Annotated in this window: 25 protein-coding genes and 1 tRNA gene; 9 read left to right on the top strand and 17 right to left on the bottom strand. The window is 65.1% G+C overall.

The annotated features are described in order from the left end of the window. The first annotated feature begins 32 nt into the window (after positions 1–32). The 4 genes from EOC83_RS08560 (at position 33) to EOC83_RS08545 (ending at position 1,802) form a co-directional block, all read left to right on the top strand. Positions 33–320, top strand: coding sequence for a DUF1330 domain-containing protein (locus EOC83_RS08560; RefSeq protein ID WP_063169675.1), 288 nt, complete (start codon positions 33–35; stop codon positions 318–320). A gap of 245 nt (positions 321–565) precedes the next feature. Continuing rightward, positions 566–886 (top strand): metalloregulator ArsR/SmtB family transcription factor, encoded by a 321-nt coding sequence (locus EOC83_RS08555; RefSeq protein ID WP_013528592.1) that lies wholly within the window; start codon positions 566–568, stop codon positions 884–886. Further along, the gene (locus EOC83_RS08550) at positions 883–1,350 is read left to right on the top strand and encodes an SRPBCC family protein (protein WP_063169674.1); all 468 of its coding nucleotides are present in this window, start codon (positions 883–885) and stop codon (positions 1,348–1,350) included. The genes EOC83_RS08555 and EOC83_RS08550 overlap by 4 nt, the downstream gene beginning before the upstream one ends. A gap of 41 nt (positions 1,351–1,391) precedes the next feature. Then, the gene (locus tag EOC83_RS08545; protein WP_063169673.1) at positions 1,392–1,802 is read left to right on the top strand and encodes a GFA family protein; all 411 of its coding nucleotides are present in this window, start codon (positions 1,392–1,394) and stop codon (positions 1,800–1,802) included. A gap of 42 nt (positions 1,803–1,844) precedes the next feature. Here the strand turns inward: EOC83_RS08545 and EOC83_RS08540 are convergent, their stop codons facing one another. From EOC83_RS08540 to EOC83_RS08515, 6 genes are all read right to left on the bottom strand, one after another. After that, positions 1,845–2,918 (bottom strand): D-alanine:D-lactate ligase-like protein, encoded by a 1,074-nt coding sequence (locus tag EOC83_RS08540; RefSeq protein WP_063169672.1) that lies wholly within the window; start codon positions 2,916–2,918, stop codon positions 1,845–1,847. A gap of 127 nt (positions 2,919–3,045) precedes the next feature. Beyond that, entirely contained in the window at positions 3,046–3,927 is an 882-nt protein-coding gene (locus EOC83_RS08535) for an SMP-30/gluconolactonase/LRE family protein (protein ID WP_063169671.1), read from the bottom strand. Further along, positions 3,924–4,565 carry a 2-dehydro-3-deoxy-6-phosphogalactonate aldolase gene (locus EOC83_RS08530; RefSeq protein ID WP_063169670.1) on the bottom strand — a complete coding sequence of 214 codons (642 nt, stop codon included), beginning with the start codon at positions 4,563–4,565 and terminating at the stop codon, positions 3,924–3,926. The genes EOC83_RS08535 and EOC83_RS08530 overlap by 4 nt, the downstream gene beginning before the upstream one ends. Further along, on the bottom strand, positions 4,562–5,515 hold the full coding sequence (locus EOC83_RS08525) for a 2-dehydro-3-deoxygalactonokinase (RefSeq protein ID WP_063169669.1): 954 nt from the start codon (positions 5,513–5,515) through the stop codon (positions 4,562–4,564). The genes EOC83_RS08530 and EOC83_RS08525 overlap by 4 nt, the downstream gene beginning before the upstream one ends. After that, a complete protein-coding gene (locus EOC83_RS08520) occupies positions 5,512–6,279 on the bottom strand; it encodes an SDR family oxidoreductase (RefSeq protein WP_063169668.1) in 768 nt (255 codons plus the stop codon). The genes EOC83_RS08525 and EOC83_RS08520 overlap by 4 nt, the downstream gene beginning before the upstream one ends. Positions 6,280–6,546: 267 nt before the next feature. Beyond that, positions 6,547–7,896, bottom strand: coding sequence for an EAL domain-containing protein (locus EOC83_RS08515; RefSeq protein ID WP_013528600.1), 1,350 nt, complete (start codon positions 7,894–7,896; stop codon positions 6,547–6,549). Positions 7,897–8,196: 300 nt separating this feature from the next. Here EOC83_RS08515 and gshB point away from each other — a divergent pair, with 300 nt between their 5' ends. The 3 genes from gshB (at position 8,197) to EOC83_RS08500 (ending at position 11,660) form a co-directional block, all read left to right on the top strand. Next, positions 8,197–9,138, top strand: coding sequence for a glutathione synthase (gene gshB, locus EOC83_RS08510; protein ID WP_013528601.1), 942 nt, complete (start codon positions 8,197–8,199; stop codon positions 9,136–9,138). 174 nt (positions 9,139–9,312) lie between these two features. After that, positions 9,313–10,845 (top strand): YifB family Mg chelatase-like AAA ATPase, encoded by a 1,533-nt coding sequence (locus EOC83_RS08505; RefSeq protein ID WP_024502165.1) that lies wholly within the window; start codon positions 9,313–9,315, stop codon positions 10,843–10,845. 275 nt (positions 10,846–11,120) lie between these two features. After that, positions 11,121–11,660: a J domain-containing protein gene (locus EOC83_RS08500; RefSeq protein ID WP_013528603.1), complete on the top strand. Its 540-nt coding sequence runs from the start codon at positions 11,121–11,123 to the stop codon at positions 11,658–11,660. A gap of 66 nt (positions 11,661–11,726) precedes the next feature. Here the strand turns inward: EOC83_RS08500 and EOC83_RS08495 are convergent, their stop codons facing one another. The 7 genes from EOC83_RS08495 to EOC83_RS08465 form a co-directional block, all read right to left on the bottom strand. Then, positions 11,727–13,895 carry a malate synthase G gene (locus EOC83_RS08495; RefSeq protein WP_063169667.1) on the bottom strand — a complete coding sequence of 723 codons (2,169 nt, stop codon included), beginning with the start codon at positions 13,893–13,895 and terminating at the stop codon, positions 11,727–11,729. A gap of 98 nt (positions 13,896–13,993) precedes the next feature. Further along, a complete protein-coding gene (locus EOC83_RS08490; RefSeq protein WP_063169666.1) occupies positions 13,994–16,036 on the bottom strand; it encodes a hydantoinase/oxoprolinase family protein in 2,043 nt (680 codons plus the stop codon). A gap of 121 nt (positions 16,037–16,157) precedes the next feature. After that, positions 16,158–16,784, bottom strand: coding sequence for a CDGSH iron-sulfur domain-containing protein (locus EOC83_RS08485; protein WP_013528606.1), 627 nt, complete (start codon positions 16,782–16,784; stop codon positions 16,158–16,160). Positions 16,785–16,898: 114 nt separating this feature from the next. Then, positions 16,899–17,270, bottom strand: coding sequence for a hypothetical protein (locus EOC83_RS08480; protein ID WP_063169665.1), 372 nt, complete (start codon positions 17,268–17,270; stop codon positions 16,899–16,901). A 127-nt stretch (positions 17,271–17,397) separates the two neighbouring features. After that, a complete protein-coding gene (locus EOC83_RS08475; RefSeq protein ID WP_024502169.1) occupies positions 17,398–17,754 on the bottom strand; it encodes a hypothetical protein in 357 nt (118 codons plus the stop codon). A gap of 49 nt (positions 17,755–17,803) precedes the next feature. Then, positions 17,804–19,291 carry an aspartate aminotransferase family protein gene (locus EOC83_RS08470; protein WP_063169664.1) on the bottom strand — a complete coding sequence of 496 codons (1,488 nt, stop codon included), beginning with the start codon at positions 19,289–19,291 and terminating at the stop codon, positions 17,804–17,806. A 13-nt stretch (positions 19,292–19,304) separates the two neighbouring features. Continuing rightward, a complete protein-coding gene (locus tag EOC83_RS08465; protein WP_063170415.1) occupies positions 19,305–20,393 on the bottom strand; it encodes a pyridoxal-phosphate dependent enzyme in 1,089 nt (362 codons plus the stop codon). Between the two features lie 254 nt (positions 20,394–20,647). Between EOC83_RS08465 and EOC83_RS08460 the strand changes: the two genes are divergently transcribed. Both EOC83_RS08460 and EOC83_RS08455 read left to right on the top strand, forming a co-directional pair. Beyond that, positions 20,648–22,636, top strand: coding sequence for an adenylate cyclase (locus EOC83_RS08460; RefSeq protein WP_013528611.1), 1,989 nt, complete (start codon positions 20,648–20,650; stop codon positions 22,634–22,636). A gap of 130 nt (positions 22,637–22,766) precedes the next feature. Beyond that, on the top strand, positions 22,767–22,946 hold the full coding sequence (locus tag EOC83_RS08455; RefSeq protein WP_023814179.1) for a hypothetical protein: 180 nt from the start codon (positions 22,767–22,769) through the stop codon (positions 22,944–22,946). Between the two features lie 121 nt (positions 22,947–23,067). Here the strand turns inward: EOC83_RS08455 and EOC83_RS08450 are convergent, their stop codons facing one another. From EOC83_RS08450 to EOC83_RS08435, 4 genes are all read right to left on the bottom strand, one after another. Then, positions 23,068–23,631, bottom strand: coding sequence for a cytochrome b (locus EOC83_RS08450; protein ID WP_063169663.1), 564 nt, complete (start codon positions 23,629–23,631; stop codon positions 23,068–23,070). Between the two features lie 196 nt (positions 23,632–23,827). Then, positions 23,828–24,136, bottom strand: coding sequence for a UBP-type zinc finger domain-containing protein (locus EOC83_RS08445; protein WP_063169662.1), 309 nt, complete (start codon positions 24,134–24,136; stop codon positions 23,828–23,830). Further along, a complete protein-coding gene (locus EOC83_RS08440) occupies positions 24,133–25,818 on the bottom strand; it encodes an FAD-dependent oxidoreductase (protein WP_063169661.1) in 1,686 nt (561 codons plus the stop codon). Before EOC83_RS08440 ends, EOC83_RS08445 begins: the two co-directional genes overlap by 4 nt. Before the next feature lie 150 nt (positions 25,819–25,968). Beyond that, positions 25,969–26,053, bottom strand: a tRNA-Leu gene (locus EOC83_RS08435). Positions 26,054–26,099 lie beyond the last annotated feature (46 nt).

Raw genomic sequence — 26,099 nt, 5'->3', positions numbered from 1 at the left:
GATTTCCAGGAACAAGTTCGGAGACCAAGAAAATGCCCAAAGGATATTGGATCGCTCGTGTCGATGTGCGCGACGCGGAAGGCTACAAGGACTATGTCGCCGCCGCCAAACCTGCCTTCGAGCGCTTCGGGGCGAAGTTCCTGGCGCGCGGCGGCGAGTACGAAAAGGCCGAAGGCCCCGGCCGCGCACGCAATGTCATTATCGAGTTCGAATCGCTGGCTGCCGCACACGATTGCTACCATTCGCCGGAATACCAGCGCGCCGCCGCCATTCGCCAGAAGGTCGCCGACGGCGAAATTGTCCTGGTCGAGGGCGCCTGAGGTCCCCTGCAAGCATAGTTCCGGTTTTAGCCGGAGACGTGCTCAAAATCGGATAGAGCCTGGCGGCGTTTGAAGCCCCGCAGGCTCATTTTACATATCTTTGCTCCGCGATTTCACGGTGATCTGCCTGGCGCAGTTGCCAGGTGCGGAGCCGTGCCGACGAGCGGTCATTCAACGCCGGTCGGATTGCCGGTTGACATGCAGGTATTTACCTGCATATTATGCCTTACAACAGAGTGAGGCAGATGGACGCCGACAAGGTTTTCAAAGCGCTGGGCGACCCGACACGCAGAAGGCTGCTTGACCTTCTGTGCGAGCAGAACGGGCAGACGCTCGGTCAGCTTTGCGATCATCTGGACATGGCCAGGCAATCCGCCACCCAGCACCTCGACCTGCTGGAGGCGGCCAACCTGGTGAGCACGGTCAAGCGCGGCCGCGAAAAACTACATTTCATCAATCCCGTGCCGCTGCACGAAGTCTACGAGCGCTGGGTACGGAAATTCGAACGGCAGCGGCTCAGCCTGCTGCACGACCTGAAGCAGGAACTCGAAGGAGAAGACCAATGACCACCAGAGAGACCACGAGCTTTGTCTACGTGACCTATATCCGCTCGACGCCGCAGAAGGTGTTCGAGGCGATAATCAAGCCCGAGATCGCAAAGCGCTACTGGGGCCACGAGAACGTCTCCGAATGGACGCCGGGCTCGAAATGGGAACACATCCGCGCCAATGACGAACGGACCGTCGAACTCGTCGGCAAGGTCGTCGAGATTTCGCCGCCGACCCGCCTCGTCATCACCTGGGCGAACGCTTCGCAGGCCGACGATCCGTCGAAAACCAGCCGGGTGACGTTCGCCATCGAGGAATACGACACCATGGTGCGGCTGACCGTCAGCCATGACGAGCTCGAGGCCGGCAGCGGCATGGCGAAAGGCGTCAGCCAAGGTTGGCCGGCGGTGCTGTCCAGCCTGAAATCCTTCCTCGAAACCGGCAGCGGCATCGATATTTTCGCCAAGCCGAAATCGGCCTGATGTTGCGACCTCGAGCAGAATCAGACCCGTGGAGAACGATAATGACCAAGCGCTATACCGGCGGCTGCGCATGCGGCGCGATCCGTTACGAGACCAATGACGAGCCTATCTTCCAGAACCACTGCCAATGCAGCGATTGCCAGAAGCGCTCAGGCACCGGCCACGGATCCTACCTGACCTTCGGCCAGCGCACCGATATGGCCATTACCGGGGAGGTGAGCACCTGGCGCGTGGCGGGCGCCAGCGGCAATGAAAAAATCCACACCTTCTGTCCAACCTGCGGAACGCCGGTCTTTCTGATATCCGTCGCCATGCCGGAATTCATAGCGGTCCATGCGGCCAGCCTCGACGATCCGGAACAGTTCAGCCCGCAGATGGTGACCTACACGAGCCACGGCCATGCCTGGGACAAGATGGATCCCGCCTTGCAGGCGGTCGAGCGAATGCCGTAGTGAAACGCGTCCGCCGTCGGCCCGCGATCTGCCGTCGCGCCTTCAGGCCCGATGCTCTTGGCCGATCAGCCGGCTCGCCGCTGTCTCGGCTATGGCATCGGCAAGCTCGAGGCCCCATTGCTGGCGGCAATAGGCGCGGAAATCGAAGCAGGGCAGGCCGGGGCAGACCTCGAACTCGATGAGGTGGACGGTGTCGTCGGCCTCGACCCTGAGATCGATGGAAAACACGTCGCGCAGGCCGAGCCCGCTCATCAGCCGCCCGGCGATCGCACGAATCCTGGCGTCGGCGGCCGGCTGGCTGTCGGCGACCGCGACGAGCTCCGGCTCGGCGTAATGTCCCGCCGCTTTCGCTGCCTCGCCAGTGTCGCCGTAGAGCGCCAGGCTGTCGGCCATGGTCTGGAAATCGGCGCCTGAATCGACAAAGGCCACGCCAAGCACTTCGACTCCCGCGCCCGGCATCAGGCTAAGGAAACTGGCGCGCACGTTGCGGCCGGCGACGTAGGGCTGGACGACGACATCGTCGCGATAGGCCGAAAAGACGCGCCGGCTGAGCTCCAAAGCGTGGGCGAGATCGCTGCAGCGCGACTCCAGCCAGATGCCGATCTTGGCGCCGAGCCGGTTGGGCTTGACGAACCAGCCGGCGGGCGAGGCCGGCGGCTCGACCAGCCATTGGCCGTCACGCGCGAGCCCAGCCTGTGGCACCGGCAGGCCGAGCGCGCCGAGCACGGCGCCGGAGCGGAACTTGTCCTGGCAGAGCGCGAACAGCGCATCGTCGGCGCCGATTGTCTTGAAACCGCCCAGTCGCGCCAAAGCGGGCGCCGCGCCGCCGCGGAAATAGGCGATGCCGTCGGTCAGCGTCCAGACCAGCGTTGTGCTGGGATGCTCGCCGGCGAGCACGCTGGCAGCGTCGTCGAGCCCCACCGGCGCGAACGACAGGCCGCGTGCCTGGCAGGCACGGCCAAGCACGTCGAATTCAGGAGCGAGATCGGTCGACTGCGCCAGATAGGACGCGATTTCGGTTGCGCGCTGCGGCGCATGGCCGTCGGCGACCAGGCGGTCGAAACAAGCCTTTTCCGGCTCATGGATGAGTATCAGTTTCGGCTTACGGCTTGGCATGAGATGAACGATTCCCGGCGGTACGATCACCTACCATCGCATGGTCGAGACGTCAGGCTCTCGCGAAACCGACACGGTGCGGGCGGTGGCGTGACAACGCACCGTCCGACCGTAGAATCCAGTTCGATCAGGCGATCAGCACGCGCGGCTCGAAGCGGCCGTTGACGGGAATATCGAGCAGAAAGGTCATGCCGCCCTGCAGATCCAGCAGACGCTGCTTCTCATCCTTGCCCGACCAGGCGGAGGTGACCGCCAGCCGGTCGGCCTTGGCGCCGACGAAGGCTGGGCAGGATGGCTGCGTCACCGGCATGGCGACCGTGCGGACGAGCTTGCCGTCGGGTCCGTAGGCTTCGATGACGCTGCCGCCCCAGACGGCGTTCCACAGGATGCCGTCGCGGTCGAGCACCGACCCGTCGACATAGCCCTTGGCCGAGCGGTGGTCGACGAACAGCTTGGGCTCACCGGCAGGCAGACCGGTCGCCGGGTCGCAGGCGACGCGCATCAGCATCCCGGTCGAGGTGTCGGTGTAGTAAGCGATCGCCCCATCCTCGGTAAAACAGATCGAATTGGAGACGGTGATGTCCGAAAACAGCTGGCGCAGTTCGCCCTTGAAAAACCAGTAGATCGAACCCGCGCCTTTTTCCTCGCCCTTGCCCATGGTGCCCATCCACAGGGCACCACAGGGATGGACGCGGGAATCGTTGGAGCGCGTGACCGGATTGTCGGCCTCGACAGGCGTGTGCAGCGTCAGCTTGCCGGTCGCGACATCGCGGACATAAAGGCCGGTCTCGGCGGCGATCAGCTGGCGCTTGTCGTCGATGACGGCGATGGCGCTCGCCATTTGGCCAAGCTCATGGACGGTGGTCGCGCCGCCGGACAGCCGCTTTTCCAGAAGCTGGCTGTTGACGATGTCAAACCAGTAGAGCGTATCGGTGGCGGGATCGTAGCTCGGCCCCTCGCCGAGCTGGCAGACGTGATCGGAAAAAACCGAAACGATCGCTTCGCTCATCCTGCTTCTCCGAACACCGCATCCCAGGCCGCGACGGCAGCGTGCGCACGCGCGGCCACCTCGTCGACGCTCATGCCCGGCTTGAACAGGCTGGAGCCCAGACCAAAGGCGGTCACGCCGGCAGCCTTGTAGCCGGCAAAATCTTTTTCAGAGACACCGCCGACGGCGCCGACCAATGTCTGCGCCGGCAACACCGCGCGCATCGCGGAAATGCCGCCGGTGCCCAGCACGCTCGCCGGGAAGAATTTCAGGGCCGAGGCGCCGAGTTTGATCGCCAGGAAGGCTTCGGTCGGCGTGAACACGCCGGGCATCGTCACCATGCCGTAATGCATGGCGCGCGCCATCACCTCGGCATCGATGTTGGGACTGACCAGCAGCCGCCCTCCGGCCTGGTGCAAGCCATCGACATCGGCCGGCGTCAGCACCGTGCCGGCGCCGACCAGCGCCGTTTTCGGCAGCACTTGGACGATGCGGGCGATCGACGAGAACGGTTGCGGTGAGTTCAGCGGCACTTCGATCGCCTCGATGCCGGCGTCGAACAGCGCCTGGCCCATGGCCATCGCCTCGGTGGGCTTGAGCCCGCGAAGGATGGCAACCAGGCCGCGCTTGAGTTTTGGAAACGGTGCGGTCTGGCTCATCGGGCAACTCCAATTCTGGCGATCATGCCGTTCTCGCGCGCCGCCTCGACGAGACCGGCACGCACTGCCTCGTCGGCGTCGACGGCCCGGAGCTCAAGCCCAGCAAGCCCAAGTGCGGCCTGGTAGAGTGCGGCCAGCGCGCCGGAGGCAATCAGCACCACGGGTTCGGCGCCGGCGCCATGCCGGCGGCTGGCGGAGGCGATCTCGCCGCCGATCAAAAGGCCGGACAGGCAGGCGGCGGCATCGTCGGCTTTCAGATCCTGCAGCAGGCCGGCGGCCCGGATCGAAAACAGTCGCGAGGTGATATCGCCGCCTTCGCCCAATGCGGTTTCGCACCAGCGGCGGAAGAACGGATTGTCCGATGTGACGGGCTTCGGATGTTCGCCGAGCGAATGGCGCAGGATCGAGTGCGCGGCAAGCACGGAAAACAGCTCGCCGGTCGGCCAGGTGCCGAAGCCGGTAACGGCGCCATCCTCGACCAGCACCCATTTCGAATGGGTGCCGGGCATGCAGACCAACTGGCGCCCCCTGGCCGGCAGGCCGGCGCCGGCAAGCTGGGTTTCCTCGCCGCGCATGACGTCGGGCGCGTCAGTCAGCCGCTGGGCCAGACCCGGAACGATGCGGATGTCACGGCTCTGTCCGGGCACGCTGGCGGCGCCCGCAAGGATGGCGGTAAGCGGCGCCGGCACGGTGACATAGGGCGCTTCGAGCCAGCCCTGGCGGGACCCGGCCATGCCGCAGATGATGACGGGCAGCGCCGCTGGTGCTCCCATCGCCGCCAGATGCCCTTCGAGGATGGTCGAAAAGCCCTTTTGCTGCGCGGTGATCAGGCCGTCATCGCCGCGGCGTTCGGCAAGCATCTTGCCTTGCCCGTCGATCAGCCAGACCCGCATGCGGGTCGTGCCCCAGTCGACGGCGGCGACCGCCGGTGCGTTGCCGGCTTGGCTCACAGGAAACCTCCATCGACGATCAGCATCTGCGCCGTCAGCATGCGCGAAGCGTCCGAGGCCAGGAACAGCACCGTGCCGACGATGTCGTCGGGCTGCATCACCTGTTTTATGCACTGCTTGGCGACATGGGCGGCAAGCCCCTGTTCGGTCACCCAGAGCTCCTTCTGCCGCTCGGTGATCACCCAGCCGGGTGCGATGGCGTTGACGCGGATGCCGTCCACACCGAGCTTGCCGGCCAGCCCCTTGGTCAGACCGAGGATACCGGCCTTGGCGGCCGTGTAGGAGGGCATGTCGGGGTGGTTGATCAGATAGGACGTCGAGGTGAAGTTGATGATCGAGCCGCCGCCGGCCCGCTTCATGCCCGGCGCCACCGCTTGCGCGGTGAAGAAATGCGGCCTCAGATTAATGGCTTGGTTGTTGTCCCAGAACTCGACCGTCACGTCTTCGACGGCGTGGCGTTCGTCCCAGGCCGCATTGTTGACCAGCACGGTGACATCGCCGTGCGCCTCGGCAGCCTTCGCGGCGGACGCCCGCAGGGCCTCGACATCGCGCAAATCGGTCTTGAGGTAGAGCGGCCGGCGGCCGAATTCTTTCTCGATGCGGTCGGCAAGAGCTGTGCTTGGGCCGTCGGCGATGTCGATGAAGGCGACATTGGCGCCCTGGCGCACAAAACCCTCGGTCAGTGCCGCGCCAATTCCGGAGCCGCCGCCGGTGATCAGCACCGAGGCTCCTTCGAGGTCGGCAAAATGCGCCGATGGCATCATCGTTGTTGTCTCCCAGCGCATGACCCCGAAAATCGGATCGATTTTCGGAAAGGGATCATGCGCAAATGTTAAATGCTACAGCGTCCTTTGCGCGTCTTGAAAGACGCGCGGCGCCGTAGCGTGATCGGCGCGCATCCTAGCCACGCAAGGCGCGCGGGCAAGGGCGAACCGCCGAATTTCAGGGCTTATGTCAGACAAAACGACAATGCGCCGCACCGGATGCGCACGGCAGCACCGTCGGGGTTGGGGATCTCGGAGGACCGCCGGTCAGATCGCCTTGGCGCGCAGGGCGCCGCGGAAGGAATCGCGGAGATAGCCGAGCGTGGCGTCGGCATCGACCGGCTTGCCGAACAGATAGCCCTGTCCGCCGGCGCAGCCAAACTGGACCAGGCGATCGGCCTGCGCTTCCTGCTCGATTCCTTCGGCGACGACGTCCATGCCGAGCCCTTCGCACATTGCGAGGATAGCGCGGATGATGTGTTCCGACGGCCTGTCGTCGAGAATGGAGGAGACGAAGGCGCGATCGATCTTGAGCTTGTCGAAATGGAATTCGCGCAAGCGGCCGAGCGAGGACTGGCCGGTGCCGAAATCGTCTAGCGAGACGCGGATGCCGACGCGGCGCAGATCCTCGACGATCTGCGCGGCCGAGGCCGGGTCGTTCATCAGGCCGGTCTCGGTGATCTCGATCTCCAGCCGGCGCGGATCGAAGCCGGTGCGGTCGAGGATCGCCAGTATGTGCAGGCCGGTGTTCTGGTCGACGAGCTGCGAGGGTGACAGGTTGAACGACAGGAACAGGTCCTTCGGCCAGCTTCTGGCGGCCTCCGTCGCCTTGCGCAGCACCAGCTGCGACAACGGGCCGATGATGCCGCGCTCCTCGGCGATGGGAATGAAGACGGTCGGCGGCACGGAACCCAGGTCGCGGTCGGTCCAGCGCGCCAGCGTCTCGAAGCCGATGGTGCGGCGCGTGGCGAGATCGACGATGGGTTGGAAATGCGGCTCCACTTCGCCGGCCGAGACAGCCCGGCGCAGCGCCTGTTCGATGCGGGTGACGCGCTTGGCCGCTTCTTCCATCTCACGGGTGTAGACGACGACGCGGCCACGGCCGGAACGCTTGGCGTGGTAGAGTGCCGTCTCTGCCTTGTTGATGAGGATTTCCGTGGTCTCGTCGCCCGAATAGAACAACGAGCAGCCGACCGAGGCCGAAAGCCTGGCGGTGCGTTCGCCGACATCGTAGGGCGCCGACAGGATCTCGATCAGCATGCGCGACTTTTCGGCCGCAGCGTCCTCGCTGAATACCATCGGATAGAGAAAAGCAAATTCGTCGGCGCCGATGCGGCAGACCGTGGAATAGCCGTCCATAGAGGCGCGCAGCCGCATCGCGACCTGGATCAGGATGTCGTCGCCGGCCTTGTGGCCGAACAGATCGTTGATCGGCTTGAAGCCGTCGAGGTCGAGAATCCCGACGGTAAAGGGCGCGGGATCGTCGGCTCGGTCGGCGATCAGCCGATCGACCTTGTCGAAGAAGCGGCGATGGTTGCCAAGCCCGGTCAACGGATCGGTGAATGCCAGATCCGTGCTCTCCCTGTTTGCCTGACCGGTGCCAAACGAAGTTTGCATCGGTGTCCCTGTTTTGTGACTTCGGAATTTATTTTCAGACTGGCAGCAAACCCTTTAGGAAACGTATCGCGAAATCGATTTTCCATGGGCAACCGCGACCTGTTTCGAAGGATCGATGTGAGGTGTGCATTCGGGCTCAAGGAACAACGAGGACGCGCAGCCTGGCTCCTGTCACGGAATGACCGGCAGGGCCGAGCTTGCGACTTGCTGATGCCAATCTTCAAAAGGTCGCGATTGGCAGACGGGCAGTGAGCCTGTACAGGCAGGACAGTCGCCCATCAGAGCCGCCGGAGACCCGCCATGAAGCTGAAAATCGCCGTCCAGATGGACCACATCTCCACCGTGTCGATCGCCGGCGACACCTCGTTCGCGCTGTCGCTGGAAGCGCAGCGGCGTGGCCATGAGCTGTTCCACTACACGCCGGATCGGCTGTCGTTGCGCGACGGCAAGGTGTTTGCCCGCATTGAGGAGATGCAGGTGCGCGACGAGAAAGGCAGCCACTATTCGCTGGGCGAGAAGGTGCGCACCGATCTGTCGGAGATGGACGTCGTCCTGCTGCGCCAGGATCCGCCCTTCGACATGAACTACATCACCACCACGCACATCCTGGAGCGCATCCACCCGAAGACGCTCGTGGTCAACGACCCGGCCTGGGTGCGCAACAGCCCGGAAAAGATCTTCGTCACCGAATTTGCCGACCTGATGCCGGACACGCTGATCACCAAGGATCCACTCGAAGTTGCCGCCTTCCGCAAGGAGTTCGGCGACATCATCGTCAAGCCGCTCTACGGCAATGGCGGCGCCGGCATCTTCCATCTGCTGGAGGGCGACCGCAACCTGGCCTCGCTGCTGGAAATGTTCGGCCAGATGTTTCGCGAACCCTATATCGTGCAGCGCTATCTCAAGGACGTGCGCAAGGGCGACAAGCGCATCATCCTGATCGACGGCGAGCCGGTCGGCGCCATCAACCGGGTGCCCGCCGAACATGATTCCCGCTCCAATATGCATGTCGGCGGCCGCGCCGAAAAGACCGAGCTGACGGCGCGCGAACGCGAGATCTGCGCCCGCATCGGGCCGTCGCTGAAGGAGCGTGGCTTCATCCTGGTCGGCATCGACGTCATCGGTGACTACATGACCGAGATCAATGTCACCTCGCCGACCGGCGTGCGCGAGGTCAAACGCTTCGGCGGCGCCGACATCGCCAGCCTGTTCTGGGACGCGGTCGAGGACAAGCGCGGGTAAGCCGTTTTCATTTTGTCTTAACCATGTTCCGTTTTTGCAACCGCGCTCAATTCGGCTGCAACCCACGCGCTCACATGTTCCCGTAATGTTCTTGATTTGACCGAGGATTTGTGATTGTCTGCCCGTGGGGCCATTTCTTGGCCATCGCGTGGGTTGTGGCCTGGGGGCAAAGAAATGGTGGCGCGGGTTCGCACGGTCGCTTTCCAGGGCATCGAGGCCGTGCCGGTCGATGTGCAGGTGATGATCGCGCCCGGCAAGGTCAACATGCACATCGTCGGCCTGGGCGACAAGGCGGTGGCCGAAAGCCGCGAGCGGGTGCAGGCCGCACTGCATGCTTCAGGCCTGTCGATGCCGTCGAAGAAGGTCACGGTCAATCTGGCGCCGGCCGACCTGCCGAAGGAAGGCAGTCACTACGACCTGCCGATCGCGCTTGGCCTGATGGCTGCCCTTGGCGCCATTCCGGGCGACATGCTGGCCGGCTATGTCGTACTTGGAGAATTGTCGCTCGACGGCACGATTGCCGCGGTCGCCGGCGCCTTGCCGGCGGCGATCGCCGCCAATGCCGAGGGCAAAGGCCTGATCTGCCCGTTCGCCTGCGGACCTGAGGCGGCCTGGGCTGGAAAGGATTTCGACATTCTGGCACCGCGCAGCCTGATTGCCATCGCCAATCATTTTCGCGGCACGCAGGTGCTGTCGCGCCCCGAGGCCGGCATCCACGCCGCCGCGCTGGATTTGCCCGACCTCGCCGACATCAAGGGCCAGGAGACCGCCAAGCGGGCGCTGGAAGTGGCGGCCGCCGGCGGGCATAATCTTCTCATGATCGGCCCGCCGGGCTCGGGCAAATCGATGCTGGCGCAGCGGCTGCCGTCGATCCTGCCGCCGCTGGCGCCGAAGGAATTGCTCGAAGTCTCGATGATCGCGTCGGTGGCGGGAGAGCTCGGCGAAGGCAAATTGACTGACCGGCGGCCGTTCCGCGCGCCGCACCACTCGGCCTCGATGGCGGCGATGGTCGGCGGCGGCATCCGCGCGCGGCCGGGCGAGGTGTCGCTGGCCCATCACGGCGTGCTGTTCCTCGACGAGTTTCCCGAGTTCACGCCGCAGACGCTCGATGCGCTGCGCCAGCCGTTGGAGACCGGCGACTGCATGATCGCGCGGGCCAACCATCGCGTCACCTATCCAGCGCGTATCCAGCTGGTGGCCGCGATGAACCCGTGCCGCTGCGGCATGGCCGGCGAGCCTGGTTATCGCTGCCTGCGCGGCGAGCGCTGCCGCACCGACTATCAGGCGCGCATTTCGGGCCCGCTGCTCGACCGCATCGATCTCAGGATCGAAGTGCCGGCGGTCTCGGCCAGCGACCTGATCCGGCCCGACCGGGCGGAGAAAAGTGCCGATGTGGCGATGCGCGTGGCACGCGCCCGCACCATCCAGCGCGAGCGCTTCGAGCGGCTCGGCGCCACCCGCGCCACCACCAACGCGCATTGCGCGCCCTCGGTCATCGAGGAGATCGCCATGCCGGACGCCGCCGGCCTGTCGCTGCTCAAGGACGCCAGCGAAAAGCTCGCCTTTTCGGCGCGAGCCTATCACCGGGTGCTGAAGGTGGCGCGGACACTCGCCGATCTCGACGCCAGCGAAACCGTCGGCCGCATCCATCTGGCCGAAGCGATTTCCTACCGCATGAGCTCGGAGCGGGTGGCGCAGGCGGCGTAGATCACTCGCCGCCCGACAAGCCGACTCTGCCACACCACCTTCCGCAATCACGCCATAACCGTCATCCGACGAATCGGCCATCTCCGCACTGCGGCGGACCTGATTGTCCGCTTGGTCGACGTCCTCACCACCCAACGGCCCCCACCGACCGGGCGCCGGCCGTTTCTCCGTCTTCGGGGGCGTGGACGTCATCGCATCGGACCAAAGTCTTGGTCTCCGCATTGGGAATTCCTTATTTAGATAATGTGAATATGATTGCGGTCGGGGAGTCCGCTATGTTCGTTGACTACTACGAAGTTTTGGAAGTCAGCCCGAACGCCAACTCGGAAACGCTGGAGCGCATATTTCGCTATTTTGCGATGCGCTATCATCCCGACAATCGCGAAACCGGCGATGAAGCCCGCTTCAGTGAAATCGTGGAAGCCCACAACACGCTCAAGGATCCGGTCAAACGCGCTCAATACGACATCGCGTATAGGGACCATGCCGGCCTTCGCCGCGAATTGACCGAGGAAGCCAGCAACAGCAAAGGCATCGAGCGGGATGTCGTGATCCAGGCCAGGCTGCTGTCGCTGCTTTACGCGAAGCGCCGGCACGACGTCAGCAATCCCGGGATCGGGGATGTGGAGCTCGAACGCCTGTCAGACTGTCCGCGAGAGCATCTCGAGTTTCATCTCTGGTATCTAAAAGCGAAGGGCTGGATAGCAAGAGTGGAAAACGGGACGATCGCGATTACGGTGGAAGGCGTCGATAGGGTCAACTCCGAACACCGTCGCGATCCCACCATCCGGCTCCTGGACCATACAGCTTCCTGACGCCTCACCTCCGGAGGAAGTCAGGCCGAAGACCTGCCGCCCCATTCACGGCAGGGACTGGCCTCTTCAGCCCTGCTGCGCCTTCAGTTCCAGCCGCCGCGCGTGCAACACCGGCTCGGTGTAGCCGTTGGGCTGGGCGCGGCCCTTGAATACCAGGTCGCAGGCGGCGAGGAAGGCTATCGACTTGTCAAAGTCGGCCGCCATCGGCTCGTAGAGCGGGTCGCCCTCGTTCTGGCGGTCGACGATGTCAGCCATGCGCTTCATCGTCGCCATCACCTGGTCCTCGCTGCACACGCCGTGGTGCAGCCAGTTGGCGATGTGCTGTGAGGAAATACGCAGCGTGGCGCGGTCTTCCATCAGGCCGACATCGTTGATGTCAGGCACTTTCGAGCAGCCGACGCCCTGGTCGATCCAGCGCACGACATAGCCAAGAATGCCCTGCGCGTTGTTGTCGAGTTCCTTCTGGATATCCTCGGGCGACCAGTTCGGCCGCACGGCAACGGGCACCGACAGGATGTCGTCGAGCCTGGCCTTCGGCCGGTTCTTCAGCGCCGCCTGCACGGCGTGAACATCGACCTTGTGATAGTGCGTGGCATGCAGCGTCGCCGCCGTCGGCGACGGCACCCAGGCGGTGTTGGCGCCGGCCTTGGGGTGGACGATCTTCTCCACCAGCATCGCAGCCATCAGATCCGGCATCGCCCACATGCCCTTGCCGATCTGGGCGTGGCCGGCCAGCCCGCATTCCAGCCCGGTGTCGACATTCCACGCCTCGTAGGCGGAAATCCAGGCGGCCTGCTTCATGTCGCCCTTGCGGATCATCGGGCCGGCTTCCATCGAGGTGTGGATCTCGTCGCCGGTGCGGTCGAGAAAGCCGGTGTTGATGAACACGACGCGCTCCTTTGCGGCGCGGATTGCCTCCTTGAGGTTGACGGTGGTGCGCCGCTCCTCATCCATGATGCCCATCTTGATGGTATTTTTCGCCATGCCGAGCAGGGCCTCGACGCGGTCGAATATCTCGACGGCGAAGGCGACTTCGTCGGGCCCATGCATCTTGGGTTTCACGACATACATCGAGCCGGCGCGGGAATTGGCGCGGCGGCCGTTCGGCCCGACATCGTGCAACGCGATCAGCGCCGTCATCGCCGCATCCATGATGCCTTCCGGAACCTCATTGCCGTCGCGGTCGAGGATCGCCGGGCTGGTCATCAGGTGGCCGACATTCCTGACCAGCATCAGCGAGCGGCCGGGCACGGTCAGCGTGCCGCCGGCGGGCGCGGTGTAGGCGCGGTCGGGATTGAGCTTGCGGACAAAACTCTTGCCGCCCTTGGTGATCTCTTCCGCTAGGTCACCCTTCATCAGGCCGAGCCAGTTGCGGTAGACGACGACCTTGTCTGGCGCATCCACCGCCGCGACCGAATCCTCGCAGTCCTGGATGGTGGTCAGCGCCGATTCCAGGATGACATCGGCGATGCCCGCCGGATCGGTGCGGCCGATCTGGTTGTTGCGGTCGATCACGATCTCGATGTGCAGGCCGTTGCGCACAAGCAGCACGGCATCGGGATTGGCGGCATCGCCGCGATAGCCGACGAATTGCCTGGGGTCGGCCAGCGTCGTCGAGCCGGCGCCGGCGCTCAGCCGCAAGGCACCCTGCGCCAGCGACAGGCCATTGACGCCGGCCCATTTGCCGGACGTGAGCGGGGCAGCCTCGTCGAGAAAGGTCTTCGTCCAGGCGACGACCTTGGCGCCGCGTGCCGGATTGAAGGCTTTGCCCTTTTCGGCGCCATCCGTTTCGGGGATGGCATCGGTGCCGTAGAGCGCATCGTAGAGCGAACCCCAGCGCGCATTGGCAGCGTTGAGCGCATAGCGCGCATTCATCACCGGCACGACCAGCTGCGGTCCGGCAACATCAGCAATTTCCGGGTCGACGTTGTCGGTCGACACGCTGAAGGCCGGGCCTTCGGGAACGAGGTAGCCGATCCCTTTCAGGAAGCCCTTGTAGGCCTCCATGTCGACCGGCGCGCCGTGATCGCGATACCAGCCGTCTATCTGTTCCTGGATGGCGTCACGCTTTGCCAGCAGCTCCCGGTTCTTCGGCGCCAGATCATGGACGACGGCCGAAAAACCGTTCCAGAAGGCGTCCGCTTCGATCCCCGTGCCCGGCAGCGCTTCCCTGGCCACGAACTCATGCAGCTCGCGGGCAATCCGCAATCCGGCGATCTCGATGCGGTCGGTCATCAGGCTACTCCAGATGAAAGGCTTTGCGGGCCTTTGGCATGTCAGGTTTGCCGGGTCAATTCAGCTTAGGGTGAAGGTGGCGTATTTCGCCGCGTCGCTCAAACCGCAATGCGCGGCCTTCCCGAGGCCACGGCCACGACATGCGCCTCGATGAACATGCGCTGGGCCTCGACGGTCGAGACCCGGAATTCGGTGGCGACGTCGATCTCGGCGCTGTCGGTGCCGGCATCCCTGGCGCGCTCCGCGACGATGGCGCGGACATCGGCCTCGGCCGCCGCGATCGCCGCTGCCTCGTCGAGGAAATCGCGTACGGTCTCGCCCGAGGCGAGACGAAACAGCCCTTCTATGGGCTGGCTGACCCGCGCCTCGGCCGAAACCCTGACCTGGCCGACGACGGCGCCGAGCGCGTTGGCGACATCGGTATCCCTGGGCACCACGCAGTCATTGCCGATCAGCTCGGCCAAGCCGGCATAGTGCAGCGGCGCCGAGGCGCCGAGGCCGATGACCGGGCGGTCGAGCGCGACGCTCAGGCGGGCGATGCCGGGATGCGCGTCGACCGCGCGCTGCACCAGGGCGTGCGCCACTGTCGCGGCGCCATCGAGCCCATCCTCGGCAAAGGCGGTCTCGAGGATATATTCGGCCGACCAGCGCGTCAGCGTCACCAGCACCCGTTCCGAGATCGCTTCCGGCGAAGCGGCGATGTTCTGGCCACGGCCGTCACGCTTGCGGGCGAACAGTTCGGCGCCGAGGCGCGCGGCGATGGGATCCCAGTTCGCCTGCTTGCCCAGCACGTGGGCGGCGTCCGACGGGGTGAAGCCGGCGACATGCACCAGCCCGCGCGACACCAGCCGGTTCAGCGTCGCGTTCTGCGCGTTCGAGGTCAAAAGCCTGTCGACGGCGAGCGGCACGGCACCAATCAGCTCGTAGAGCCTGGCTTCGGCGCCGGTCAGGCCGGCGGCGAGCCGGTCCGGCACGCCGGTGCGCACCGCGAAGCGGCCGTCCATACGGCCGGGATTGGGTGCCCGCAGCTGACGCTCCAGCTCTGAAATCAGCGCTACGCCATGCGCCATGCCGGCCAGCGCCAGCGGCACCAGGCGGCGCGGCCCGAGCAGGATCCTGGGGTTGAGCGCGCCATCCTCCAGCGCCACTTCGGAATCGCCGCCGAGGCCGAAGGTGCGCATGGCGACGGCCTCGACCATGGTGCGGAAGCCGCCGACGGTGGCGCCTTCCGGATCTAGCCTGGGACGGCCGCCGTCGAGCACGGCGACGTCGGTGGTGGTGCCGCCGATGTCGGACACCACAGCATTGTCGAGCCCGGTCATGTGGCGGGCGCCGACCAGGCTGGCGGCCGGGCCGGACAGGATGGTCTCGATCGGTCGCTGGCGGGCAAAAGCGGCTGAAACCAGCGCGCCATCGCCGCGCACCACCATCAGCGGTGCTGCGATGTTGCGCGCCTCGAGGAAGCCTTCGGTTGCTGCCACCAGCCGGTCGATCATCGAGATCAGCCTGGCGTTGAGCAAAGTGGTCAGCGCCCGGCGCGGGCCGCCGAGCTTGGCCGACAGCTCGTGGCTCGATGTGACCGGCAGGCCGGACTTGTCGCGGATCAACTCGCGGGCGGCGATCTCATGCGCCGGATTGCGGGTGGCGAAGTAGGCGCAGACGGCAAAGCCGGACACCGAGGCGCCGAGTTCCGGCAGCGCCGCTTCCAGTCCGGACAGATCGAGCTTGGCGGCATTGCCATGCACGTCGTGACCGCCCGGACAAAAAACCACCGGATCGGTGCCGAGCGCGGCCTTCAGCCCGTCGCGGGCGAGGTCGCCCTCGGAAAAGCCGATCATCACCAGCGCGACGCGGCCGCCCTGGCCCTCGACGAGCGCGTTGGTGGCAAGCGTCGTCGACATCGACACCAGCTTGATATCAGCCGGATCGGTTCCGGCTTTCTGCAGCACCGCGTCGACGGCGCCGGAAATGCCGACGGCAAGATCATGCCTGGTGGTCAGCGCCTTGGCCTTGGCCAGCACCTTGCCCTTGTTCGGCCCTTCTTGCGGGCCTTCTGTTTCAGACCACAACACGGCATCGGTATAGGTGCCGCCGGTGTCGATTCCGAGGAACAACGGTTTTGGCTTGGTCTTGGCTGTCATTTTTGGCGGCGGTCCGGCTGGGGAGTCTGTCTGCCCCTGCCTTTAGCCGATGCGGGCGGGTCGATAAAGCTGCGAGCGCTGGGCCAAGGCGGAGATTGGCAGCGTTGGCCGAAGCGCCAACCTACCCGACAAACCCCACTTTCTTGTGCGTGCCATCGCAGAACGGCTTGTTGGCGGAATGGCCGCAGCGGCAGAGGAAGGCGCGTTGTGTACGGTCGACCGTATGGCCGGTTCCGGTGACGATCTCGAGATTGCCCTCAAGCTTGAGCGGGCCATTGGTGGTCGGCGTCACTTTCAGCGGACCATTTCTCGCTTCGAGCGCCGGCGTGTCCTTCAGCTGCGGCTCGCCGGTGGCGGCAAAACCGGATTTGTTGTGGCTGCCGTCGCAGAACGGCTTGTTTTCCGAAGCGCCGCAGCGGCAGAGCGTGGCACGATAAGAAGTCTCGCCGTCGAGAACGATCTCGGCGTGTACCGCCAGCGGGCCGTTTTCCCGCAGCCGCACCGTGTTGACCACCGGTGCTTGCTCCTGCGGCCCGCCATCCTTCCTGACATAGGTGATGGCGCCCGACGGGCAGCTTTCGGCGATGGCGACGATCTTCTCGACGCTGGCCGCCTCGGGATGGATCCATTGACCCGGCGCGTTGGGCACGAAGACGTGCGGATCGCCGAGCACGCAGTTGCGCGAATGGATGCAGCGCTTGCCGGAAAACCCGACGTCGATCTTGTCGCTTTCGACCATGCCGGCCATAGCTGAGCTCCTTTTGCCTGAAGCACGTCGCGTCTGAACAGTTCGAGGCGGCGCGCGCTGGGTATTTGCACAGGCTATGGCTCCAGCCCGAAGACCGTCAAGCTGGCAAACCGGTCAGGGGACCAGTTCGATCTCCTCGGTCTCGCCGCCGCTGCAGGTATAGCAGCAATCCTCGCATTTTTCCTTGTTGCCGGGGCCGACGCCCCAATAGGTGCCCTCGTCACCATCGACCCAGGCGCCGTAACAGATCGATTCCCCGGCGTTGCAGGATATCGGCAGCTGCTTGGTCTCGCCGTCGTCGAGGTAGAAGTCCTTGTCATCGCCCGGCCAGACATAGTCGCGATCCTGGCTGTAGAGTTCGACGCGCATGGCGTTGGGGTGGCCGTTCTTGATGGCAAAGGTGACATCGTCGGCACGCGCCGCCGGCACGAGCAGCATGAGGAGAGACAGCGCGGCCAGCACGCGGCGCGCATAGATATGAAACATGAGTGACCCCCTGAATAAGCGGCCCACCCGGCCGCGTGGCGACCATCGCACGCAGCGCTGAATCGCGGAAGTGGACCGGACGAGCCGATCCCTGACTTAATTTGGGTCCAACGAAAACTTCCGCGCTCTACGGCACCAGATCGATCGTCTCTGTCGAGTGTTCGACGCAGATGAAGCAGCAGGTGTCGCAAGGCTGGTCATTGTCCGGCCCGACGCCGGCCGAGAGGCTGTCATTGCCGTCGGCCCAGGCGCCATAGCAGATATGTTCGCCCTGATTGCAGGAGAACGGCACAGATTTCTGCGACCCTGGGGCGATCAGGAACACCTTGTCGTTGCCCGGCCAGACCGTCTCGCGGTCGCGGCTGAACAGCTCGACCGCGACTGCTTCCTTGCGCAGGTTCTTGACGAAGAAGGCCATGTCGGCGGCCTGCGCCGAGGCGGTGAAGACCAGCGCCGCCAGTGCAACCATACGAAACAGCGTCACGGCCTGGATCTCCCGAATCACCGCGGCAGAATCGCATGCCTGCCCGCTACTAGGAAGGTGCGGAACCCTGCGTCGCGATCTCATGCCCCAGCCGCACCGTTTCACGCACCAGCAGGTCGAGATCCTCGCGCCGTGTGCGATGATTGGTGATCGCCACGCGCAACCAGTGCTCGCCATGCACCGTGGTGTCCGAAAGGGCCGCAATGCCCTGTTCCTGCAGCCGCAGCATGATCTCCGTGTTGAGCACCTTCAGAGCCTCGCCTGTCAGACCGGGCTGATAGCGGAAGCAGACGATGTTGACGGTCGGCGATGCCGCCAGCTGCAGCCGCGGCGCGGCCTCGATCAAGCCGGCAAGATAGACGGCCTGGGCAATGTTCTGGTCGATCAGGCGGCCGAATTTCTCGACACCGTGCTCCTTCAGCGCCATCCACACCTTCAGCGCGCGAAAACCGCGCGACGTCTGCAGGCCGTAGTCGTGCAGCCATTCGCCGGAAGCGAGGCCGCGCGGCGTCGATTCCAGATATTCCGGCGTCACCGCGAAGGTCCCGCGATGCGCGGCGGCATCCCTGACCAGGGCGCAGCCGACTTCGAACGGCGCGTGCAGCCATTTGTGGGGATCGAGCGCGACCGAATCCGCCCGTTCGATGCCGGCGACGCGATGGGCATTCTCAGGCGCAATGGCGATCAGCGCGCCGATGCAGCCGTCGACATGGAACCAGAGGCCTTCCTCATGTGACAGCTTCGCAAGCGCCTGCAAATCGTCGATCGCCCCGGTGTTGACGGTGCCCGCCGTACCGATGACGCAGGCCGGCTTGAACCCTGCCGCGCGGTCCTCTGTGATCGCTGCCCGCAAGGCGGCGATATCGATGCGCAGCCCGGCATCGGTCGGGATGCGGCGCAGTGCCCGGTTGCCGAGGCCAAGTGCCTCCATCGCCTTGCGGTGGCACGAGTGGATCTGCTCCGAGCCGTAGAAGCGCAGCGGCTTTTCGATGGCGGCGACACCATGCTCGCGCACGTCGATGCCGGCCTTGACGTTGCGCGCCACGGTCAGCCCGATGATGTTGGCCATCGAGCCGCCGCTGACCAGCGTGCCGCCGGCAGAAGCGGGAAAGCCCAGCATCTCCTTGCACCAGTTCACCACCTGGCTGTCCATCAGCCCGGCGGCGTGGTTGCCACCGCCGAGGTTCGAGCCCTGGATTGCCGCCAGGAAATCGCCGAGCGCACCGGTGAAATTGCTCGACCCCATATACCAGGACCAGAAGCGCGGATGGATGTTGCCCATTGGATAGGACATCACCGTGCGGGACACCTCAGAATAGACCGCATCCAGCGGCGCCGGCGAGCGCGGCAGCGGCGCCGAGAAGGCCCCTCTCACATCGGCCGGCATCTCCCGCCAGACCGGGCGGTCGCGCACATCGCGGAGGTAATCGACCGCATCGTCGATGACCCGGTGCGACAGGGCCTGCACATCGGCCCAGTCCAGGGGATCGAGCGTTTCCTCGGCCAAAAGGCCGAGGTTTTCTTGCACGGCGTCCATACCAGATCTCCCGTCAAGCCGCCGGGAACTGGCAGCCGGGCGTCGAGCGCGACAGGGCGGTCTCGTCGGCATCCATCTCGGCCTCGATGCCGTCGAACAGCGGTGTCGACATGTAGCGTTCGCCGGTGTCGGGCAGCATGCACAGGATCACCGCACCGGCCGGCGCCTCCTCCGCGACCTGCCGTGCCACGGCGAAGGTCGCGCCGCCGGAAATGCCGGTGAAGATGCCCTCTTTGCGCGCCAATTCCCTCGCCCATTTGATGCCCTCGGGCCCGGCGATCGGCATCACCTCGTCATAGAGGCTGGTGTCGATCGCCTCCTGCAGCACGTTGGGGATGAAATCCGGCGTCCAGCCCTGGATCGGGTGCGGCTCGAAGGCTGGATGGCTGGCGGCGGGAGCACCATCGACGCCGCGCTGCTGGACCTTGCCGCTGCCGACGAGCTGCGCGTTGGCCGGCTCGGACAGCACGATGCGGGTTTCCGGCCGCTCGCGGCGCAGCACGCGCGCCACGCCCACCACCGTGCCGCCGGTGCCATAGCCGGTGACGAAGCAATCAAGCCGCGAGCCGGCGAAATCATTGACGATCTCGCGCGCCGTCGTTGCCTCGTGGATGGCGGCGTTGGCGGTCGTCTCGAACTGGCGGGCAAGGAACCAGCCATTGGCCTCGGCCAGTTCCACCGCCTTCTTGTACATGCCGAAACCTTTTTCTGCGCGCGGCGTCAGCACCACCTTGGCGCCCAGCATGCGCATCAGTTTGCGGCGCTCGACCGAAAAACTGTCGGCCATCGTGACGACCAGCGGATAGCCCTTTTGCGCGCAGACCATGGCGAGGCCAATGCCGGTGTTGCCGCTGGTCGCCTCGACCACCGTCTGGCCCGGCTTCAGCGCCCCGCTGCGCTCGCCCTCCTCGATGATGTTGAGCGCCAGCCGGTCCTTCACCGAGGCGCCGGGATTGAAATACTCGGCCTTGACGTAGATCGTCGCGTGGGACGGTCCGAGATTGTTGATGCGAACCACCGGCGTGTCGCCGACGGTGTCGAGAATGCTGTCGAACAGGCGGCCGCGCCCGGCCGTGGTTCTGATCTTCTGCTGCTGCAACATCTTGGTCTCCTTGATTGTCATCGCGTTTTGTCTTCACGGGCCGGTTACAAACCGGCGGGCTGGGCGGCGAGGTTTGGTGACCTTGCCGCGCTAGGACTGACATGCCGCACAGCGGCAATGCCCGTATCCGGCGCTGATATCCGCTGCCGGATGCGCCGTGTCGTGTTTGGTGATACAGGAGAGGCCGACAGGCCAGCGTGGGAGCAGGCGTGGAAACGCACGTGGAATCCACTCGATCGAGGCCGGACGGCGACATGCCGGTCCTTTCCGTGCGCCTGCTCGGACCGCTGATGATCTCCCGCGACGGCGCTCCGGTTGCCCTGCCCGCGTCACGCAAGCTGCGCGCGCTGCTCGCCTATCTGGCGCTGGCGCCGCATCCGGTCAGCCGCAGTCGCCTGTGCGAGTTGTTGTGGGATGTGCCGAACGACCCAAGGGGCGAACTGCGCTGGTGCCTGAGCAAGCTGCGCGGCGCGCTTGACATGCCGGCCCGGCGCCGGGTCTCCACCCAAGGCGATACGGTCGCACTCGATCTCGACGATTGCCTGGTCGATGTGCTGGAGGTCAGCCGCGCCGCCGCGCAAGGGATCGGCACGCTTGACGTCGAGCGCTTGCGCGTGCTGGCCGGACTGTTTGCCGGCGATTTCCTCGACGGGCTGGAGCTCGAGCGCAGCCCGCATTTCAACAGCTGGCTGATCGCGCAGCGCCGCCGCTTCAGCGCTTGCCATGCCGCCGTGCTGGAACGCCTTGTCGCGAGCCTGCCGGCTTATAGTGACGAGGCGATCGCCCATCTCGACACATGGGTGGAACTGGCGCCGTTCGACACGTGCGGACATCTGGCGTTGCTGTCCAATCTGGCCGGGCGCGGCGAGGTCGGCGCGGCCGAAGAGCATCTGGCCGCGGCGGAACGATTGTTTCGGTCGGAGGAGCTCGATTTCGCACCGCTTCGCGCGGCCTGGCGGGCGATCCGTGACCGACAGTCGGGCACCTCGCTTCGAACGGCCTGCCTGTCCACGCTATCGCCACTGGTGGCCACCATGCCCACCGCACCCGGCCCGGTCGAGCCCAGCCACGCTTCGCTGGCGGTGATGCCGTTTGTCGAGGAGAGCGGCGGCACGCGCGGCGGATTGGCCGACGGTTTCACCCACGACATCATCACCCGCCTGGCCAAGCTCAGGGATTTCTTCGTCATCGCGCGCGGATCGGTGTTTGCGCTGGCAGAGCAGAACATCGCGCCCGAGGATGCCGGCCGCCGGCTGAATGTCGACTATGTCGCCACCGGCACGGTGCGCAGCCCGTCCGGCCGCCTCATCGTCAGCGTCGAGCTGATCGAGGTGCGCAGCGCCAGGATCGTCTGGGCCGAGACCTTCGAGCGCAGGCCCGATGACATCTTTTCCGTGCTCGACGACATCGGCAACAGCATCGTCTCCTCGATCTCGGCCGAGATCGAAACGGTCGAGCGCAACCGCGCCATGCTGAAGGCGCCCAGCTCGCTCAACGCCTGGGAGGCGTACCATCGCGGCCTCTGGCACATGTACCGCTTCACCCAGGCCGAAAACGAGCAGGCGCGGCATTTCTTTGCCCAGGCCTTGCAGCTCGACCCGACCTTCGCCCGTGCCTATGCCGGCCTGTCCTTCACCCACTGGCAGAACGCCTTCCAGCGCTGGGGCGATCGCGACCGCGAAAGCGCGCTGGCCTTCGAGAGCGCCGGCCACAGCCTGCTGGTCGACGACCACAATCCGGCCGCCCATTGGGCGATGGGCCGGGCGCTGTGGCTGCGCGGCGAGCAGGACGGCTCGCTGCTCGAACTCGAGCGGGCGGTCGATCTCAGCCCCAACTTCGCGCTCGGCCACTACGCTTTGTCCTTCGTGCATTCGCAGTCGGGCGACCCGCGAGCGGCGATAGGCTCTTCCGATCATTCGCGCCATCTCAGCCCGTTCGACCCGCTGCTGTTCGGCATGCTGGGCGCACGCGCCATGGCGCATGTCCGGCTCGGCCAGTTTGAGGAGGCGGCCGAATGGGCGCTGAAGGCGGCGGCGCGGCCCAACGCCCACGCCATCATACTGGCGATCGCCGCGCACTGCCTGGCGCTGGCCGGACGGCTCGACGAGGCGCGCGGCTTCGCCGCCGCCATCCGCAAGACAAGGCCGGACTATTGCGCCGACGATTTCATCGGCACCTTTCGCTTCGAACCGGATGCCGTAGCGCTGTTCCGGCAGGGCGCCAGCCGCATCGGGCTCAACTGAAGCCCGGGATCGCCATCTTGGGGATCGCGTGGGAATTTCGCCTCAAATCCGCCAGGTTAACGAAGTCGGAAGGAGTTGTTTAACCGTTAGCTTCTATGTCACGGCCCGGGGGGCCGACAAAGTGAGTATGATGAGCAACAGCCCCGACAAGCGCAATGAATGGCGCGCCATATTTTACGTGCAGGCTCGCGTTGCCATCCTGTTTGTCCCGGTGGTTGCCAGCCTGCTTATCATAGCGGCGCTTGCCGGAAACGAACGCAAGTCGGTTCCCAGCATGATCGACCCGACCGTCACCGGCTCCGTGCGGTAGGCGCTATCGGTCGGCGTTAGCCCTCTCGGGGAGAGCGCCTTCTGAAGAAAAAAGAAGGTCGAGGGAAAGGCCCTCCCGATCAACGAGGGAAGGCGCCATGCGCTTTTCCTGGGAAACCACTTCACACTTTCCCGGACTTGCTCCAGGAGAGCGTGCTTTCCGGCAGCATTCGCTTGAGCACGTCGTCCTTGCGGATGAAATGATGCCATAGCGCCGCGGCCGCGTGCACTCCGGCGAGGATGAGGATCGAATTGGCGCACAGGCTGTGCAGTTCCCTGATGAACCGGGCCGTGTCGCGGTCGGGCGATACCGGGGCCGGGATGGTGAAGAGGCCGAAGAAGCTCAAGGCGTCGCCCCTATACCAAGTCAGCAGGATGCCGAGAGCCGGAATGGTCACCAGCAGCGCATAGAGCAGCAGATGCGCGATCTTGGCCGCCCATCGTTCAAGGTCCGACATTTCCGTCGGCAGCCCTGGCGTTCCCAGTATCAGGCGCAGGCCGACGCGGATGACGACCAGCGCAAACAACAGCAGCCCGAACGAAATATGGAACCACCAGACGAGCGCGCTGCCGGGATCGCCGCGCGGAAAAAGTTCTTCCACATAGGTCAAGCCATAAAGGCCGATGACCAGCAGAAACACCGCCCAGTGAATGGCTTTTTGCGCGCTTGTATAGGTGGGGTGCATGCGAGCCTTCCAGTTTTGAATGTTTCTAAACTAGCCGCGATCATGTCAAAGCTTTGTCGGGCTCGGATGATCGTGAGCTGGCAGGACACTGGAACGGGTAGGCTGTCAGTTTGCGGACAGTCGGGCATCGAGCGCGTAATGCTGGACAAAGAAAAACCCGGGCGAACCGGGCTCTTCTTCGGCGTCTCCAGGGCGCTCAAACAAAGCGCGGGATCGGACCGTTCTGCGGGGTCACATCGTCGCCGAGGTCGACAAACACCTCGTCGACATAGCACCATGCCCAGCCTTCGGGCGGATCGTAGCCCTCGATGATCGGATGCTTGATGGCGTGGAAATGCTTGGTGGCGTGGCGGTTGGGCGAGTCGTCGCAGCAGCCGACATGGCCGCAGGTACGACACAGCCGCAGATGCACCCATTGCGACCCGCTCTTCAGGCATTCCTCGCAGCCGAGCGCGCTCGGCGTGACCTTCCTGATGTCGCGCGTATGTCTGCATTCATCCATCATGGTCTCCCGGCCATTCGAAATGTGTCGGCGTTGCCGCGCGCGAGGTAGGCATGCAGAGCCGCGACCACCTGGGCGCCTTCGCCGACAGCCGCCGCGACCCGTTTGACCGAACCGGCGCGGACATCGCCTATGGCGAACACGCCGCTGCGGCTCGTCTCCATCTGCGCCGATCCTATGTCCGATCCGGTGCGCACGAAACCCCTGGCGTCCAGCGCGACATCGCAGTTGGCCAGCCAATCGGTGTTCGGATCGGCGCCGATGAAGAGGAAGAGATGGCGGATCGGGCGCGTCGTTTCCGCGCCGCTGGCGCGGTTGCGCCAGCGCACCGTGGCAAGATTGCCCTCTTCGCCGTCCAGCGCCTCGATTTCGGTCCCGGTCAGCACCTCGATGTTCGGCTGCGCCCGGATGCGCTCGACCAGGTAGCGCGACATGCTGGCATCGAGGCTGCCGCCGCGCGCCAGCAGCGCCACCTTCCGCGCATGACTGGCCAAGTAGACAGCCGCTTGCCCGGCCGAATTGCCGGCGCCGACCAGCGCCACTTCCTGGCCCGCGCAAAGCCGGCCTTCGATGGGCGACGCCCAATAGTGCACGGACGTCCCCTCGAACCGCGCCAGATCGGCGATGTCGAGGCGACGATAACGCGCGCCGCTGGCGATCACCACGCTGCGCGTGCGCACGGTCTCGCCGTCACCGACATCGAGCAGATAGCGGGCGCCTGAAGTGTCGGTGGCCGCGCTCAAAAGCTTCGCCTCGTCCGGGATGACCATTTCAACGCCGAACTTCTGCGCCTGGTTGTAGGCGCGCGCCATCAGCGCCATGCCGGTGATGCCGGTCGGGAAACCGAGATAGTTCTCGATGCGCGAGGAGGCGCCGGCCTGTCCGCCGAAGGCACGGCAATCGAGCACGATCGTCGACAGCCCTTCGGATGCCGCATAGACCGCCGCCGCCAGCCCTGCCGGGCCGGCGCCGACGATGGCCACGTCATACACCGTATCGGCATCGATCGGGCGCAACAGGCCGACGCAGCGGGCGAGGTCCTTTTCGCCGGGGTTCATCAGCAGCCTGCCGTTTGGACAGAGCACGATCGGCAGGTGGTGCGGATCGACCTCGAAGCGTTCGACCAGGGTTTTGGCGCAGGGATCGCTGTCGGAATCGAGCACGCGGTGCGGCTGGCCGCTGCGCGCCAGAAAACCCTGCAGCCGCAACACGTCGGCATTGTCCTGGGGTCCGATGATGATCGGCCCGCTGGTGGCGCTCTCCAAGAGCCCGACGCGGCGCAGGATCAGCGCCCGCATGATGCGCTCGCCGAGATTGGCCTCCTGCACCATCAGGTCGCGCAGTCGTTGCGAGGCGATGACGAACGCCTCCACCGGCTCGGCGGCCTGCGCATTCACCAGCGAGGGACGGGCCGAAAGCTGCGCCAGCTCACCGACAAAGCTGCCCGGGCCGTGCGTGACGATCGTCTCGCGCCGGCCGAGCCCGCCGTCCTGGGTGATGTCCACGCTACCCGACAGCACGACGATCAGGCCGGGCGCCACATCGCCGGCTTCGATGATGTGCTCGCCGGCTGCATAGGCGCTGGCCTCGCCGAACCGGCGCATGCGGTCGATGTCCACCTCGGCCAGCGTGGGGAACGCCTGGTCGCGGCGGGCACCGAAGATCGGGTTGGTGGATTGAGCCATGGTTTTGAGCGTAGCGAAGCGGCCGCGGAGTTTGAAGCGGTTTGTGAGGGGACTGGCCGGAAGGGGAGGTTGGCTGAAAAGAAAAAGCCCGGACGAACCGGGCTTTTTTCTCTAAGTTTCTGAACCGTCAAGTGGTTCGAAACGGGAATTTGGTGCCCAGAAGAGGACTCGAACCTCCACTCCTTGCGGAACACGGACCTGAACCGTGCGCGTCTACCAATTCCGCCATCTGGGCTGGTGCGGGCTCATGTAAGCGGGCAAGCGATTGCTGTCAACGCGCT

This window comes from Mesorhizobium sp. Primo-A, from assembly GCF_003997175.1.
Taxonomy (GTDB): domain Bacteria; phylum Pseudomonadota; class Alphaproteobacteria; order Rhizobiales; family Rhizobiaceae; genus Mesorhizobium; species Mesorhizobium ciceri.
This window is presented reverse-complemented; position numbering and strand designations above follow the sequence as displayed.

Bases quoted from the DNA above. Each gene is read 5' to 3' on its own strand.
- EOC83_RS08440 (WP_063169661.1), bottom strand. From the start codon at position 25,818: ATGGCTCAATCCACCAACCCGATCTTCGGTGCCCGCCGCGACCAGGCG.
- EOC83_RS08540 (WP_063169672.1), bottom strand. From the start codon at position 2,918: ATGCCAAGCCGTAAGCCGAAACTGATACTCATCCATGAGCCGGAAAAG.
- EOC83_RS08530 (WP_063169670.1), bottom strand. From the start codon at position 4,565: ATGAGCCAGACCGCACCGTTTCCAAAACTCAAGCGCGGCCTGGTTGCC.
- EOC83_RS08490 (WP_063169666.1), bottom strand. From the start codon at position 16,036: ATGACAGCCAAGACCAAGCCAAAACCGTTGTTCCTCGGAATCGACACC.
- EOC83_RS08485 (WP_013528606.1), bottom strand. From the start codon at position 16,784: ATGGCCGGCATGGTCGAAAGCGACAAGATCGACGTCGGGTTTTCCGGC.
- EOC83_RS08500 (WP_013528603.1), top strand. From the start codon at position 11,121: ATGTTCGTTGACTACTACGAAGTTTTGGAAGTCAGCCCGAACGCCAAC.
- EOC83_RS08460 (WP_013528611.1), top strand. From the start codon at position 20,648: ATGCCGGTCCTTTCCGTGCGCCTGCTCGGACCGCTGATGATCTCCCGC.
- EOC83_RS08550 (WP_063169674.1), top strand. From the start codon at position 883: ATGACCACCAGAGAGACCACGAGCTTTGTCTACGTGACCTATATCCGC.
- gshB (WP_013528601.1), top strand. From the start codon at position 8,197: ATGAAGCTGAAAATCGCCGTCCAGATGGACCACATCTCCACCGTGTCG.
- EOC83_RS08535 (WP_063169671.1), bottom strand. From the start codon at position 3,927: ATGAGCGAAGCGATCGTTTCGGTTTTTTCCGATCACGTCTGCCAGCTC.
- EOC83_RS08450 (WP_063169663.1), bottom strand. From the start codon at position 23,631: ATGCACCCCACCTATACAAGCGCGCAAAAAGCCATTCACTGGGCGGTG.
- EOC83_RS08465 (WP_063170415.1), bottom strand. From the start codon at position 20,393: ATGTTGCAGCAGCAGAAGATCAGAACCACGGCCGGGCGCGGCCGCCTG.
- EOC83_RS08480 (WP_063169665.1), bottom strand. From the start codon at position 17,270: ATGTTTCATATCTATGCGCGCCGCGTGCTGGCCGCGCTGTCTCTCCTC.
- EOC83_RS08560 (WP_063169675.1), top strand. From the start codon at position 33: ATGCCCAAAGGATATTGGATCGCTCGTGTCGATGTGCGCGACGCGGAA.
- EOC83_RS08545 (WP_063169673.1), top strand. From the start codon at position 1,392: ATGACCAAGCGCTATACCGGCGGCTGCGCATGCGGCGCGATCCGTTAC.
- EOC83_RS08455 (WP_023814179.1), top strand. From the start codon at position 22,767: ATGAGCAACAGCCCCGACAAGCGCAATGAATGGCGCGCCATATTTTAC.
- EOC83_RS08520 (WP_063169668.1), bottom strand. From the start codon at position 6,279: ATGATGCCATCGGCGCATTTTGCCGACCTCGAAGGAGCCTCGGTGCTG.
- EOC83_RS08505 (WP_024502165.1), top strand. From the start codon at position 9,313: ATGGTGGCGCGGGTTCGCACGGTCGCTTTCCAGGGCATCGAGGCCGTG.
- EOC83_RS08470 (WP_063169664.1), bottom strand. From the start codon at position 19,291: ATGGACGCCGTGCAAGAAAACCTCGGCCTTTTGGCCGAGGAAACGCTC.
- EOC83_RS08495 (WP_063169667.1), bottom strand. From the start codon at position 13,895: ATGACCGACCGCATCGAGATCGCCGGATTGCGGATTGCCCGCGAGCTG.
- EOC83_RS08555 (WP_013528592.1), top strand. From the start codon at position 566: ATGGACGCCGACAAGGTTTTCAAAGCGCTGGGCGACCCGACACGCAGA.
- EOC83_RS08515 (WP_013528600.1), bottom strand. From the start codon at position 7,896: ATGCAAACTTCGTTTGGCACCGGTCAGGCAAACAGGGAGAGCACGGAT.
- EOC83_RS08445 (WP_063169662.1), bottom strand. From the start codon at position 24,136: ATGATGGATGAATGCAGACATACGCGCGACATCAGGAAGGTCACGCCG.